The organism is Clostridium sp. AF36-4 (assembly GCF_003435975.1).
Classification (GTDB): domain Bacteria; phylum Bacillota; class Clostridia; order Lachnospirales; family Lachnospiraceae; genus Eubacterium_F.
In genome coordinates, this window is the sequence record NZ_QTVH01000006.1 from 98,937 (window position 1) to 114,400 (window position 15,464).

A 15,464-nucleotide genomic window follows, 5' to 3' on the forward strand; every position below is an offset into this window, starting at 1 on the left:
CAAAGTCCTTCCTTTACTTTTTCTCAGCAAGCAGCACAACATCTGCCTCTGGATTTTTATCAATTGCACCAACAATCGGATGTGGCATATATGCTTCTTCCAAATATTGCATCTCATCTGCCGACAATGAAATAGATAAAGCCTCCGCCGCATCTTCTAAATACTGCTCTTTTGTCGCTCCAATGATTGGTGACGAAATGCCTTTTTCCCATTCCCATGCAATGGCTATCTGAGACATTTTACAATGATGTCTTTCGGCTAGTTCAGACACTTTCTTGACAATTTTAATATCTGTCTCTTCCATCCGATCGTATTTTCCTTTTGCCACGCAGTCTGTACGTCCACGCAGAGAATCCGACTGCCATGTTGCCCGTGTCAAATGCCCGGCAGCAAGCGGACTGTATGGCATAAGCATAACATTCATCTGCTTGCAAATCGGAATCAATTCACGCTCATCTTCCCGGTATAATAAATTATAATGATTTTCCATTGCCGAAAACTTGGTAAATCCATTTTTCTCTGCCGCCATTTGCATATTATAAAATTGATATCCATACATAGCAGAAGCGCCAAGCGCTCGAACCTTTCCGTCTTTTACCAAAGAATCCAAAGCTTCCATCGTTTCTTCCACAGGAGTCTCATAGTCAAACCGATGAATAATATATAAATCCAAATAATCTGTTCCCAGTCGCTTTAATGTTCCATCAATTTCACGCCGGATTGCCTGCTTCGACAATCTTCCTTCATTAAAATAAACCTTCGATGCAAGTACAACTTCCTCTCTTTTTGCGTACTTTCGAATCGCACGTCCAAGATACTCTTCACTAGTTCCCAAAGAATAGCAGTTCGCTGTATCAAAAAAGTTGATACCAAGCTCTAATGCTTTATTCACCAGCTTCTCACTCTGCTTCTCATCTAAAGTCCAATCATGCATCGTACCTGCCTTGCCAAAACTCATACACCCTACACAAAGTTTTGATACCCGAATATCGGTATCCCCTACCTTTACATACTCCATCGTAAGATCACCTCCTGGATTTTCAGCCAATCAAATATATAAACTGACACCGTGTCACAATGATTACTATAAATCAAAACTGACACGGTGTCAATCCCTCTTCCATCCATTTTGCATTACCTTGTTACACTTCGAAATCCATACATGCCCTTGTCGCTGTATAAGGTCTCACTTTGCCATCCGCTACCGCCACATGTTTCGGATGTGTACTATAATTTTTCAGTGCCTCAACACTTTCAAAAGTTGAATCCAGCATAACATCTACCGTTGAGCTTGCCAAGCAATCCGTGCGGACTGAAATTTCCATAAGCCCCGGTATTTGTCCGGAAAGGCTCTCTAGTCCTTCCTTAATTCCCTGTTTGATTGTGTTCTTCTCCTCATCTGAGAATTCATCTTTAAGTGTCCATAAAATAATATGCTTCACCATAACATATTCCTCCTTTTCTTTCAAAATCTTTAGCCTCATTTCTTTAATTAAGAATAAATATGTGAAAACTTGTGTACAACCTCTTCAGAAACACATAGTTCTTCTGCGATTTCATTTTCTGTCATCCCTATTCTGGATAATTTTAGAATATTGAATGCTACGTCCAGTCCATGTTCCATTCCCTTTTCCATACCTCGTTCTTCATACATATCCAATAATACACACATAGAAATCGTACCTCCTTCATCTTCTTCATCCCATTTTATCAGTTTTTTTGCCATTTTATAACCAGTATCATGCGTCATGACTGACATCCAATCTAAAAAAGCATTAGGATGATTTAACTTGAACTCTGTTTCATGAAAAAAACGGTCTAATTTAACCTTGTCACCTTTACATGCCAAATATTTCACAATATACCGAAAATCAGAACAATATTGTTTACATTCTTCTTCTCCCTGTTCAGCCAAATTAATAACATTAATTTGATGATTTGTTATCCACGGTTCTAAATATTTTTTATATTCATTTGGAATATCCAATAAGTCATATAAGCATATCGGATTACTCCATGATTCATTTCCATAGTTTAAAACAAGTGTAATTACTGGCTTTAGCTTCTGATTATCGTGAATTACTTTTGTAATAGGACTTGGATAATTATTGTTCTTTTTATTTTTCTTCTGCCACAACTTTATCTGATCCGTATATTTCACATACTGATACCCCATGTCTCTAACCGGCATAATATTACATATATCACTTTGGTTTTCCATACATATAAATACAAAATCCGTACCTGCTTTTTTACATTTCATTGGTACATCAAGGAACAACTGTCCTAAATTTCCATCTACCGGTGATTTAAAAATAAGTTCAGTCTGTTCTTCCACAATATCTTCTTCTGCAAGTACCTTCTCACCATGAAACAAATTAACATTTGCAACATCCGAAAAAACATCCTTATAACGCAAAAGATTCTTTTCTGTCAAATCTGCTTTTCCCATAGTATCCTCTCCCTTTTTCTGTATAGGAAAGAATCGATTCTTTTACCAAAGACTAGCACACCGTCTTTCAAATGTCAATATATTTTCTTGCAAATGTCGGGCGTTTTCCAACTTTTTTAAGCGTATCACAACTCCTTATCATTGATACTGTTTTAATAACTGTCCCAGCTTTTCTGAAATATCCGATGAAATCTTATATTGTTTTCCATCAATCACAAGATTCTTTCCAATCGTAAATTCCATATTCGTTCCATCATTAAATAATAGTTTAAGAGTAATTCCTCCCACAAATGGCTGGCTTCCATCCGTTATTTCCTGAACATCCATCGCTGCCAGCAACTGATAAATCTCATAAATTCCCTTTGGCGAGATGACCTCCTGCTTCACCACAAGTCTCTGAATTTTGCTTATCTTTTGATATACATTCCTCGTAAATATTGCGTTATTTTCTTTCATGTTTGCAACCTTTACCGGTGCTTTCACTGTCACCTTGCATTTGTATTGTTTTTTCTTATATTTTGCATAAACAACTACACTGCCTGTTTTCTTTGCGGTCACTTTTCCCTTTTTGTTAACCGTTGCTTTTTTCTTATTTTTTGAATACCACTTTACAGCCCCTGCCTTTTTGTTTAACAGTTTAAGTTGTACAGTTGCCCCCTGCAAAAGAGAAACCTTTGTTAGATTTAACTTAACTTTTTTCGTTTTTGCTTTCGGAGCAACAGGAATCTGCGCCAGACATAACGCAAATAATAAAACAATAGCTACCCTTTTTTTCATCTTCATCATAATTTTACCTCCCATAAAATTTAATAACATAATATTACCATATTTCCCCTATTATAGCAACAAATATTTCATTTTTTTACACAGGTATTTTTTTGATGTCAACCAAACTGTCCGCTGACATATGCTTTTGTTTTCTCCCTCTGCAGATTATTAAAAATCTGCTCCGTCTGTCCATATTCAATCAAATCACCCATGAAAAAGAATGCTGTTTTATCTGCCACACGCGCAGCCTGCTGCATATTATGTGTCACAATAATTACCGTATAATTCTTTTTCAGTTCTACCATAAGTTCTTCCGTTTTCTGCGTCCGTGCACTCCGTGGTATTTTGGCGCATAAGCAATATTATCATAAATGCTTGCTGGAAACGGGTTTGCTTTTTGGAACACCATACCGACTTTTTTTCGCAATGCAGCAGCGTCTACTTTAGGTTCTTGCATAACTATGGTCATGACCGGTCAGGCAGACATCAATATCACACTTATCCATAAGCGGTGCAAAAATTGTTCGCAAATTTGCTCCATCAAAATCGGAGTGTGGCTGTCCGGAACCATAAATATCATGGTGGAAGGCTACCACTTTCCATTTCGCATTTGGTGCGCTTTTAATTGCCTTTTCCATCAGTTTGCTGTGCTCTGCCGCATTACGGTTATTACTATTCAAAACAATGTATAGTACATCGCCATAGCTGAAGTAGTAATCACTTCCGGAGTTCGTTGCTCCCAAATTACAAATTATCCTCTGTATTTGGGTTGTTATAATGATACTTGTAATCCGTTCCTTTGCTCTCATGGTTTCCGATGGAAGAAGCAAGCGGCAGATTACGAAGTACCGACGGATATAAGAAACCGGCATACTCGCTCTCTCTTACATTCTTTGTATCTGCTTCATCCGCTGCAGCATAATCAATCTGGTCACCTACCAGCCAGATTTTGTAAGAAGAAAAATCTTTTGTCTGATACTTTTCTGCCTTACTCCATGTCGTTCCGTCATCGGAATAGCTGTAGTAATAAGTAGTGTTTTTCTCCAATGCGCCTTTTATGGATACTTTGTTGGAAGCTTTGTAAGTCTCCACACTATTGGAACGGTTGATTCGGTAACTGTGCCGTCATATACTTTGGCGTCGGATAAATCTTCTTTCTTTCCTAATTTTACTTTTGCTAATCCTTTTGTTTTGGAATACCAGCAAAAATTCAAATCTTTCTCAGTTGCGCCCGGTGTCAATACAATTTTACCGGAATCAATGCTGCCAACGCAAAAAAGTACATCAAAAAAAGCCCCTAAACTGCCTAAAAATTCATTTTCAAGGCAATCCGAGGCTTTCCTTTTGTAAAATCCTTTAATTTAGCTTTGCAAGTATTTTCTTAAATTGAATCGTAAACAAAATAGCAGTAAAAGTAACGGCAAACACGTCCGCAACCGGTTCTGCCAGATACACCGCAAAGGTCTGGTCCACAAGTAACTGCGGCAGAATATAAATGAGTGGAATTAACAAAACAAATTTTCTCAACACCGCTACAATAATTGAACAAACAGCACTTCCAATTGAGACAAATGTCATCTGGCAGGCAATCTGGATACCGAAAATAAACAGTGCCCCACAGTATACACGTAATGCCTGGGAAGTAAAATCAAGCAAGGTGGCATCGCTTGTAAACATGCCCACAAAAAGACGCGGGATGACTAAAATAAATGCCCACAAAACAACAGAGTATATCAAACTAATTGTTAGCAGCAAACGAAAACTTTTTTTCACACGCTCACGATTTTTCGCTCCGTAATTATAACTGGTAATCGGCTGCGCCCCTTGACCAAGCCCTTGCAGCGGAAGCATCGCAAACTGCATCACACTTGTTAAAATTGTCATCGCGCCGACCGCCAAATCCCCTCCGTAAGCAAGTAACGACGAATTAAAACAGACCGAAATGACACTCTCACTTGCCTGCATGATAAACGCAGAAAGTCCCAATGCCAGGCACGGAAGCACCAAACCAAAATCCACTCGAAGATTTTTTCTTTTGAGGCGGAGAATCGTTTTCTCACCACATAGAAAATGAATTACCCACACACAGGAAATTCCCTGCGATAAAATAGTAGCAAGTGCAGCTCCTCTTACTCCCATATGAAACCCATAAATAAAAACAGGATCCAATATAATATTAGCCACTGCACCTATCATTACCGTAAACATACCGGTCTTTGCAAATCCCTGTGCCGTAATAAATGCATTCATTCCCAAGGTCAGCTGTACAAAAAGTGTGCCAAATGCATACAAACTCATATATGAATTTGCATACGAAATTGTATTTTCACTTGCTCCAAAAGCAAGAAGCAAATCTTTATTCCAAACCAGAATAACTACCGTCAAAATAAGAGAAATCACTACCTGCACCGTAACGCAGCCGCCAAGAATCTTCTCTGCCGACTCATGCTCTCCCTTTCCCATCGCAATCGAAGCACGCGGTGCACCACCGGAACTGATTAACGCTGCAAACGCTGACACAATCATAATCAATGGCATGCACACACCAACCCCGGTCAGTGCAAGGCTTCCGTCTCCCGGCATATGTCCAATATAAATGCGGTCAACAATGTTATAGAGCATATTCACAAGCTGTGCAATAACCGTTGGCACTGCCAGTTTAAAAAGCAGTTTTCCCACCGGCTCCGTTCCAAGAAAAGTTTTGTCCTGTTTCATATTGTTATATTTCCTTCTTTCTATCTTTTTTGTAATAGAACTAATTGTAGACAAAAAATGGGTGACATGCAAGATATTTAATGAAAAAGTTTGTATCAAGTGGTTGCTGGTATTTTTAGTTTCCGTAATTTAAGTAGAAAAACTTTGCGTCTCGCAGGCGCTCCCGCTCGTTGAGTGCGTAGCGGTATGGACACTGAAACTACCAGTGCCACATACCAACGTACTCAAAACCCGCGAGTCACAAAGTTTTTCTACTTAAATTTCTGGAATCCTAATAAAGAACAGTAAACATTCAATACAAAATTTTTACTCCTTAATGTTGTTCTCCGTTGTTTTATACAATATGACGCAATTGTTTTGACATAATTATTTTTTACACTAAATTTATCATTACATAAAAAGGAGTACACGCATGAAAAGAAAAGCACTTTGGATAAGCATCATTGGTATTCTTTTAATCGGTTTTGTCTGCCTATTCTGCTATCGGCATTATATAAGACAAAAACAAATCGAGCAAAAAAAACATACCGGTTTAGTCAGTGAAGATTTTCCGGTTCAGGATATCAAACACCAAAGCAAAAATATTTATGAGGATGCTTACCAGACAGAAGCAGACAACCAGCTTCAAAATATGAGAAACAATAATTCCTACACAATCGAAGATCCACTTGTTGTCTGGAATCCATATGGGACAAATACCGGTTCCTTTTATTATTACGGCGTATCGGAACAGGATAGTTATGTCGTCTGTGAAGTGACCTGTAACAATGGCAGCGTGATAAAACACCGCTTGAAAAATGATTCCGATTCTGGCGTAACAAAAACACATGAATACTTAATTACCGGACTGGCACCGGGACTTGAAAATCATTTTTCCCTTGCTTTTTATGACGCAGGAAACAATTTGATTCATACCTATCAATATACTGTCACACTCAAAAAGGATAAACAGATTCCTGCCATTACCAAAGTGGAAAAGGGGAATAGCAAATCTTCTTTGACCGATGGACTTTTTGCCGTTTTGGGACATGATAAATCTAAGGCAAAAAATATTTATTATTATGACAATAACGGTATCTGCCGGGGAAAAACACCATTGAATGACTACCGCACCGACCGTATTTTAACGATTGATGGTAAACTTGTCTACTCCTACAGCCTCACAGACATTGCATTTGTCAACCGACTGGGAAAAGTCGAAAAGACACTTTCTCTTGGCAAATACGAACTTCATCATGACTTTATGTACGATGAAAAACGAAATGAGCTTTTATGTCTTGTCAACGATACCGACAAAGACACAATTGAAGATGTTTTGATTTCTGTCAATATTGAAACCGGAAAAATAAAAAAACTGGTCGATTTTGAGAAAATGATGAAGTCCATGAGAAAGCGCTCCGTACAACGCAAAGGCGGAAAAAATACATATGGCGGAACCGAGCTTGACTGGCTTCATTTGAATTCTCTGGATATGATTAATGATAAAGATGCCGTATTCAGCAGCCGGGAAGAAAGCGTAATTATTAAAATCAATAATATTTACGAGAATCCTTCCATTGACTACTTAATCCACAGCGGCTCTCTTTATAAAGGAACCAAATATGAAAAACTGCTATTAAAACAAAAAGGGAACTTTGTCGGACATGCCGGTCAGCACACGATTACAGTAGAACACGATGCTTCACTGCCAAACGGACAATATTATTTGTTTATGTACAATAATAACTTTGGCAGTGCCAAAACACTCCCTCAATTTGACTGGAGCCTCTATCCGGGCGTCGGCACTTACCGCAAAGGAACTGCCTCCTATTTTTGCAAATATTTAGTCGATGAAAACCAAAAAACATACGAATTGGTTCAGCAGTTCTCTGTTCCGTATTCCAGTGTGGTCAGCGGAGTGAATTATATTGGAAATAACATCACATTCAGCAGCGGCATGGATCACACTTATGGCGAATACGATAAACAAGGAAACATGATTTGTACATATACTTATGCCGCAAAACGATACGCTTACCGCGTAATAAAATATGATTTTACTGATGTATACTATGAAAAGGAGACCATCCAATGAAACAAAAGAAACTACTGGTAAGTATGTTTTTCCTTCTGTTTTGCGGCACCCTCGTTTGTGCCACAAAATCTCAGGCAAAAATACTTACTATCAAACACAGTACGAAAAACGTTTATACAACCAAATACCAAAGAGAAGCAACTTCTTATCTGACCAAATGGAAAAAGGGGAAAAGAACTTTGGATGCCCCTCTGTTAGTAAAAAATCCATATGGCACACTGAGTACCTCTATTTACTTTTATGCGGTTTCTACAGAACCACTTTACGCCAAGTACACCATTACAGCCAAAGGTGCGGAAACGGTTTCTGGCACTTTAGCAGGCGGATCGGAAGCAAATGTGCGCCTAACTCACGAATATCTGATTCCGGGACTCGCTGCCGGCAGAAAAAATACAGTAGAAATTAATTTCTACAATGCAGCAAATGAGCGGAAAAAGACTGTTCGCTTTTCAACGACACCAAAAAAGGAAAAAGCGATTCCGAAAATCAAAAAAGTGAAAAACGGAAAAAGCAAAACTGCCGTCTCGCTCGGCTTCTATGCCATGTTTGGACACGATAAATCAGATGCCACCAACATTTACTATTACGATAACAACGGTGCAAGCCGCGGCTTGACACCACTGAATGGCTACCGCACCGACCGAATTCTCACCGTAGACGGCAACTGGATTTTCTCTTATGATATTGACAAACTTGCCGTCATGAACCGCTTAGGGCATATCGTGAGACAAATCTCTCTCAAAGGTTACGAACTCCACCACGATTTTATGTATGATGCGGCTCATAAAAAATTACTGTGTCTTGTAAATGATAAGAAGAAAAAAACAATTGAAGACGTTGTTATTTCTGTTGATATTAAAACTAAAAAAACAAAAAAATTAGTTGATTTTGCAAAACTTATGTCGGCTTCCAGAAAAAAACATGTTCAGCGAAAGGGTGGTAAAAACACCTACGGAGGAACTGAACTTGACTGGCTCCATTTAAATTCCTTAGATTTAATTAATGATGGAGAACTAATTGTGAGCAGCCGGGAAGAAAGTTCTTTGGTAAAGGTCAGCAATATTTACAAAAAGCCGAAAATCAAGTACATCATCCACTCCGGCTCCCTCTACAAAAAGACATCGCTTGCAAAGTATCTTCTCAAGCGGACCGGTGTCAAATTTGTCGGACATGCCGGTCAGCATACGATTACTGTAGAAAAAGATGATACCCTCCCAAATGGGCAGTATTACCTCTACCTGTACAACAACAATTTCGGCAGTGCAAAAACACTTCCAAAATTCAGTTGGAAAAGTTATAAAGGCGTCGGCTCCTACAAAAAAGGAAAGGCTTCTTATTACTACAAATATCTGGTGGATGAGAAGAAAAAGACCTACCGGCTTGTAAAAAAATTTGCTGTTCCTTATTCCAGTGTTGTCAGCAGTGTCCAGCATTTTGATGAAAACATCACATTCAGCAGCGGCATGAACCACACCTACGGCGAGTATGACAAAAACGGAAAAATGATTCGTACCTTCACTTACCAGTCCAAACGTTACGCCTACCGCGTGATGAAATATAAATACGATATTTTCTAATACCCTCAAAAAACTGCCGATTCCTAGAATTCTTGTTCTTAGAACCGGCAGTTTCTTTTCCTCTTACCTTACATTGCAAGCCCATCCTGTAATTGCTTTGCCAAGGTACGGATACGTGCTACCATCTTGTGTGCTTTCATTCATGCTATCAATTTCTGATGTGTTTGTGCTGAAATTTGAAAGCATTCCTGCCGTACATTTACAAAGCATCGTAAAGTATCCGGCAGCGTTTCCAGCACAAAGCCAAGCCACTGTCCAATCGATACGCCGATACACCAGCCACCGACAAAACCGTAATCCAAATATTTCCTGTTAAGCGTCAAAAAAACGTGGTTATAACAACATATTTCTTAATTAAATTTTTTTATAATAAGCTCACAATAACAAATCAAAGGAGCGAAAACGCATGACAAATTCAATGTTTTGTTTTCAATGTGAACAGACCGCAGGATGTGCCGGATGCACCGGTTGTGCAGGCGTATGTGGTAAAACTGCCGAAACTGCCAATCTTCAGGATGAATTAACCGGAGCACTGATTGGCTTGGCACGTGCCTGCGAAAACAATAAAAAAACGGAAAATACGGATCAGATTATTATAGAAGGTCTTTTTACAACCATTACAAATGTAAACTTTAACGATGATACGCTGCGCGAAATGATTCAGCGGGTAAATGAAGAAAAACACATCATTGTACCGGATTGCAGCGTATGCAAAAATCCATGTGGAAACACCGACAATTATGACATGAAACGAATTTGGGAAGCAGATGAAGATATCCGCTCATTAAAATCCCTTATCCTTTTTGGCATCCGTGGCATGTCAGCCTATGCATACCACGCAAAAATGCTTGGCTATACAGATGAAACCGTCAATCAGTTCTTTTATAAAGCACTTTGTGTAATTAGCTATGATTTTGATATGGAGCATCTTCTCCCGGTTGTTATGGAAACGGGTGAGGTAAACCTCGCATGTATGGCACTGTTAGACCGTGCGAACACAACCTCGTATGGCACTCCGGTTCCGACAAAGGTTTCTCTGACTGTTGAAAAAGGACCTTTTATCGTTGTAAGCGGTCACGATTTGAAAGATTTGGAATTGCTTCTTAAACAAACGGAAGGAAAAGGAATTAACATCTATACCCACGGAGAAATGCTCCCTGCCCACGCTTATCCGGAATTAAAAAAATATCCTCATTTGAAAGGAAATTTTGGAACAGCATGGCAGAACCAGCAAAAAGAATTTGACAATGTTCCGGCAGCCTTTTTATTTACAACCAACTGCTTAATGCCTGTGAAACCTGGTTACGCTGACCGCGTTTTCACAACCGAAGTCGTTTCTTACCCAAATGTCACACACATTGGTGAAGACAAAGATTTTACACCGGTTATCGAAAAAGCACTGGCACTTGGCGGCTATTCAAAAGACAAAGAAAATACCGGAATTAATGGCGGCCACTATGTCATGACCGGATTCGGACACGGAACCGTCCTTGGTGTTGCAGACCAGGTGATTGATGCTGTAAAAAACGGCGACATCCGACACTTTTTCTTAGTCGGTGGATGTGACGGTGCACGACCGGGAAGAAATTATTATACCGAATTTGTAAAACAGACACCAAAAGACACCGTTATTTTGACACTTGCCTGTGGAAAATACCGTTTCAATGACTTAGACCTTGGTGAAATTGGCGGACTTCCCCGCATCATGGACATGGGACAATGCAACGATGCCTACTCTGCCATTCAGGTTGCTATCGCACTGGCAAAGGCATTCGACTGTGATGTCAATGAACTTCCTTTGTCGATGGTTCTGTCCTGGTACGAGCAAAAAGCTGTCTGCATTCTGCTGACCCTGTTACACCTTGGTATCAAAAATATTTATCTGGGACCAACACTGCCAGCCTTCCTCTCAAAAAATGTGCTGCAATATCTGATTGATGAGTATCACATTTCCAAAGTATCAACCCCGGAGGAAGACTTAAAACAGATTCTTTCATAATCACTTAGTGTGAATTTTTTATCTGAATCTGACACATTTTCATGGACGCCAGCGCGTTTTCGTGGGACTCTTTTGTCACTCCCGCGCAGCACGCTGCGTCCACGGAAATAACAGTTTCCGGAAATACAGTTTTTAATCCCATTGCATTTGAAATTACACAGATATCCGTACATAACCCAATCAATTCGATTTCATCACCAAAAAACAATTCCGGTTGTGCCAAAACCGCCTGCGACCAATCATATCCAAATGTATTTTTATCAAACACCATATCGTCCTCACTAAAACCAATCTCATCTGAAATCTGCCACCCAAAAGTTCCTTCGATACAATGCTTCACCGGCAGATTTTTTCCCTCCTGCGTATCCAGATAATCCTCTCCATGCGTATCACGGGTGAAAAAAACCGGATTCCCTGCCTCCCGGTATTCTTTAATTTTATCCTTTACAAATGGCACAATTGCCTCCGCCTCTTTTGTTCCCAGCGCTCCATTAATAAAATCATTCTGCATGTCAATCACAAGTAATGTCTTCATTTGAACTCCTTTCCAGCCAGTCGGCCTCAATATTTACAATTTGGTGCATTGGTATGACCGTATGGTCGTTAAAAACCAATTCGCGTTTATATTCATCCATTTTCTTTACCACACCGGCATAACTTTCATATCTCCCGCCTGCCTTCTTCTCATCCGGCAGAAAATATGTGATCGTCACCTCCGGATTTTCACTCATTTTGGCTTTTATCTGCATAAAAATCCAATCAAGCCGCTCCATCACATCTTCACCAAGTGCTGCTTTTTCATCCGTCAAACGAGCCGTCTCGGAAATTGCCTCCTCATGTCCGGTCAGTGCTGCAAATGAGGAAAACTGCGCCGCCCGGTCTCTTCTTGCCATGCGGGGATGATTTTTGGAATTGGGATGCGGCATAGAAAGAATGTCATCGTATTTATGACTAATTTCATTATTCAGCATTTCCTGACCTCCTTTTTCTGATCCGATTATGCCTTGTGTCCGCCAATCTGTGAATTTCTATCTTTGGCAGTTGCACCTTCTTCCAGATTCATTCCTTTTAAAATTGCATTTTTTCCAAACTTTTTCTTAATATCAAGCATCGCATGCTGGATTCGTTTTTCTTTTTCAAGAGCAGCCTCTTCTTTCTCGCGCTCCCGTTTTACCTCTTCATAATCCGTAAAAAGCTGCAACTGCTCATAGCTTTCTTTCTGCTGCACCAAATCCTCACTCACCAGCTTATTCGCGGTAATGGTAATCCGGCGAATCAATAACTTTTTATCTACAATCCGGTCATACAATTCCATTACCGCATCCATAATTATAGCAGTAGACGAAGTCTGCCTTTTCAAATTGGTTGTCCCGTGTGCATGTTTTGGCACCTTTCTTCCATAACGGTCCGTCGTCACAACTCCTTTGTAACTTCGATTTCTCGATGGGTCTGTCAAATTCACAATATCATACCCTATCGTGAGTACAATCTGATCTGTAACAAGTCTTTTGTCGACCAAATCAAGCACCATCAAATCCGTCATTTCCTTTACCACCAGTTTCGCTTTATCAAAATCATAAGGGCACTGCAAAACCTGACCGGAACTTACACTATTTGTCTCCGGCTTATACGCCTTAACATCCTGAATTGTGCACGGCTCATACCCCCATGCATGGTCAATCAAAAGTTCCGCATTCACCCCAAATAACTGATACAAAAGTTCTTCATTGTATAACTCATCCGGTCTTCCAATGGAACATTTGGCAATATCCCCCATCGTATAAAGCCCATTTGCCTCTAGTTTTTTTGCATAGCCTGGACCCACACGCCAAAAATCGGTAAGCGGCCTGTGATTCCAGAGGAGCTTCCGATACGACATCTCATTTAACGCCGCAATCCGCACCCCGTTTTTATCCGGATCCATATGTTTTGCCACCACATCCATCGCAATTTTGCAAAGATACATATTGGTACCAATTCCTGCTGTCGCTGTAATCCCGGTTGTTTTAAGAACATCCTGTATCATTGTCATGGCAAGTTCTCTTGCCGTCATTTCATAGGTAGAAAGGTAATCGGTCACATCCACAAACACCTCATCCACTGAGTAAATATGCATATCCTCCGGTGCAATGTACTTCAAATAAATATCGTAAATTTTTGTGCTGTACTCCATATAATATGCCATTCTGGGTGGTGCCACAATATAATCAATGGCAAGAGTTTTATTTTTTTTTAGTTCCACGCTGTCATCCGAAGCACCGAGAAAGGTTCGATTCGGTGCCTGATACCGGCGTTTACAATTTGCCTCTTTCACCCTTTGAACCACCTCAAAAAGCCGTGGCCGCCCTGGTATTCCATAACTTTTAAGAGCAGGTGAAACAGCAAGACAAATTGTTTTTTCTGTCCTTGTTTGATCTGCCACCACAAGATTTGTAGTAAGTGGGTCGCGGTTTCGTTCTTTACATTCCACTGAAGCATAAAACGATTTTAAATCAATTGCAATATAAGTTCTATCGACTGATGCACGCGATGTCATAATCGATCTGCACCTCCTGATGCGAATACATTTTATAAAAACAATCCAAAATACGATCCGCAACCATACTTCCATTTACTTCGTCCGTATCCATAAGAATTACCACAATCTGTTTACTGGAATATCTTGTCGATACATCCGACCTGCGTAAAGACGTATAAATTGCTTTCTCTAAGGTCTCCAAAATCAATTCCATCTCTGTCACATCAATTTCCTGATTTTCCTCATTCACCGTAAATAACACGGTTTGAACATCCTTTTCGTTTCTCTTTACAAAACGGCAGATAAAATTATAAACATGATGAAAACTGTCTATATCAAGAAAATACGCACCTTGTCCATCATCTGCACGGCTCATTAAACTGTTAATATACTTCAGATCAACAATTTTTCCGGCACGGCTTTTTTCCTTCTGTAACTTATCACTGAAAAAATGATATGCGTTTTTTCCGTTCTGCTTCACATAGTATAACGCTTTATCTGCTGAGTTGTAAAGTTTATTAAATTCCATTCCGTCTTCCGGTGTCTGCGCAATGCCAATCGAAACGGAACACTCGGTTTCAAAATCAAATTCGGCAAATTTCTTTTGAAAACCGGAAATAATCTCTGCTGCACGGCTGCCCAGTTCACTTTTTTCTGTAACATCCTTTACAAAAATCATAAACTCGTCACCGCCAATCCGACAAAGAACATCCCCTTCTCCTGCAAATTTCTTTAAAGTGCCAGCAAATATTTTAAGTGTTTCATCCCCGGCAATGTGACCGTAATTGTCATTAACTGCTTTAAAATTATCCATATCAAGCATAAAAAGAGCACCTTTTTTCCCCTGTGAAATCATTTCATTTACAGCATTCTCTGTATAGGCGCGATTCCAAAGACCGGTCAGGGCATCCTGATAAGATTTACTTTTAATATCCGATACTTCACGGGTTTTCTTCTCTAATTTATCTGCAAGACCACGCCGAAGTTCTTCTAATTCAAGTGCTCTTCCAATCCTTGACTGCATAACAGCCGGCACAAAAGGTTTTACAATAAAATCAATGGCCCCCTCTTTAAAACAGCGGGTCTCCGTCTCGGTATCATTGTCAGCCGTAAGAAAAATCACGGGAATGTCCTTACCGTTCTCCATCATCCGAATTTTTCTAAGCAGTTCAAAGCCATCCATTTCCGGCATACTGATATCCAAAAGAATCATGTCACATTCCTCATTTTCCAAATAAGACAATACCTGTGTTCCCCTCACAACAGGGATTACCTTATATTCGCCACTTAACACTTTCCGCGCTGCCGAAAGATTTAGTTTATCATCATCTACAACTAATATTGTTTTCATCTTGCTATCA

15 protein-coding genes and 1 pseudogene are annotated in these 15,464 nt (G+C 39.7%); 3 read left to right on the forward strand and 13 right to left on the reverse strand.

Features of this window, described 5'->3' with window-relative positions:
• Positions 1-13: 13 nt before the first annotated feature.
• From DW005_RS04895 to DW005_RS04925, 8 genes and pseudogenes are all read right to left on the reverse strand, one after another.
• Positions 14-1,018, reverse strand: a complete 1,005-nt coding sequence (locus tag DW005_RS04895; RefSeq protein WP_117478399.1) for an aldo/keto reductase — start codon at positions 1,016-1,018, stop codon at positions 14-16.
• 124 nt (positions 1,019-1,142) lie between these two features.
• Entirely contained in the window at positions 1,143-1,445 is a 303-nt protein-coding gene (locus DW005_RS04900) for a Dabb family protein (RefSeq protein ID WP_117478400.1), read from the reverse strand.
• 47 nt (positions 1,446-1,492) lie between these two features.
• A complete protein-coding gene (locus DW005_RS04905) occupies positions 1,493-2,452 on the reverse strand; it encodes an Rpn family recombination-promoting nuclease/putative transposase (RefSeq protein ID WP_117478401.1) in 960 nt (319 codons plus the stop codon).
• A gap of 138 nt (positions 2,453-2,590) precedes the next feature.
• Entirely contained in the window at positions 2,591-3,238 is a 648-nt protein-coding gene (locus tag DW005_RS04910) for an Ig-like domain-containing protein (protein ID WP_181974947.1), read from the reverse strand.
• A gap of 98 nt (positions 3,239-3,336) precedes the next feature.
• A pseudogene (locus DW005_RS14150) lies at positions 3,337-3,647 on the reverse strand (hypothetical protein); the annotation flags it as partial.
• 16 nt (positions 3,648-3,663) lie between these two features.
• Entirely contained in the window at positions 3,664-3,963 is a 300-nt protein-coding gene (locus DW005_RS14155) for a metallophosphoesterase (protein WP_207663913.1), read from the reverse strand.
• Position 3,964: 1 nt separating this feature from the next.
• Positions 3,965-4,267 (reverse strand): hypothetical protein, encoded by a 303-nt coding sequence (locus DW005_RS14160; RefSeq protein WP_242989367.1) that lies wholly within the window; start codon positions 4,265-4,267, stop codon positions 3,965-3,967.
• A gap of 309 nt (positions 4,268-4,576) precedes the next feature.
• Positions 4,577-5,935 carry an MATE family efflux transporter gene (locus DW005_RS04925; protein ID WP_117478404.1) on the reverse strand — a complete coding sequence of 453 codons (1,359 nt, stop codon included), beginning with the start codon at positions 5,933-5,935 and terminating at the stop codon, positions 4,577-4,579.
• 412 nt (positions 5,936-6,347) lie between these two features.
• Between DW005_RS04925 and DW005_RS04930 the strand changes: the two genes are divergently transcribed.
• Entirely contained in the window at positions 6,348-8,009 is a 1,662-nt protein-coding gene (locus DW005_RS04930) for an aryl-sulfate sulfotransferase (protein WP_117478405.1), read from the forward strand.
• On the forward strand, positions 8,006-9,586 hold the full coding sequence (locus DW005_RS04935) for an aryl-sulfate sulfotransferase (RefSeq protein ID WP_117478406.1): 1,581 nt from the start codon (positions 8,006-8,008) through the stop codon (positions 9,584-9,586). The genes DW005_RS04930 and DW005_RS04935 overlap by 4 nt, the downstream gene beginning before the upstream one ends.
• 140 nt (positions 9,587-9,726) lie before the next feature.
• Here the strand turns inward: DW005_RS04935 and DW005_RS13775 are convergent, their stop codons facing one another.
• Positions 9,727-9,888 (reverse strand): hypothetical protein, encoded by a 162-nt coding sequence (locus DW005_RS13775; protein WP_181974948.1) that lies wholly within the window; start codon positions 9,886-9,888, stop codon positions 9,727-9,729.
• Between the two features lie 104 nt (positions 9,889-9,992).
• On the opposite strand from DW005_RS13775, the gene hcp reads away from it, so the two are divergent.
• Entirely contained in the window at positions 9,993-11,585 is a 1,593-nt protein-coding gene (hcp, locus tag DW005_RS04940; RefSeq protein WP_181974949.1) for a hydroxylamine reductase, read from the forward strand.
• Between the two features lie 4 nt (positions 11,586-11,589).
• On the opposite strand, the gene DW005_RS04945 is transcribed toward hcp, so the two are convergent.
• The 4 genes from DW005_RS04945 to DW005_RS04960 are packed head-to-tail and all read right to left on the reverse strand — an operon-like array spanning position 11,590 to position 15,454.
• A complete protein-coding gene (locus tag DW005_RS04945; protein ID WP_022378189.1) occupies positions 11,590-12,120 on the reverse strand; it encodes an isochorismatase family cysteine hydrolase in 531 nt (176 codons plus the stop codon).
• Positions 12,098-12,556, reverse strand: a complete 459-nt coding sequence (locus DW005_RS04950; RefSeq protein WP_117478407.1) for a hypothetical protein — start codon at positions 12,554-12,556, stop codon at positions 12,098-12,100. The genes DW005_RS04945 and DW005_RS04950 overlap by 23 nt, the downstream gene beginning before the upstream one ends.
• 26 nt (positions 12,557-12,582) lie before the next feature.
• Positions 12,583-14,121, reverse strand: a complete 1,539-nt coding sequence (locus tag DW005_RS04955) for a DNA methylase (RefSeq protein WP_117478408.1) — start codon at positions 14,119-14,121, stop codon at positions 12,583-12,585.
• The gene (locus DW005_RS04960) at positions 14,096-15,454 is read right to left on the reverse strand and encodes a diguanylate cyclase (protein WP_117478409.1); all 1,359 of its coding nucleotides are present in this window, start codon (positions 15,452-15,454) and stop codon (positions 14,096-14,098) included. The genes DW005_RS04955 and DW005_RS04960 overlap by 26 nt, the downstream gene beginning before the upstream one ends.
• Between the last annotated feature and the right edge of the window lie 10 nt (positions 15,455-15,464).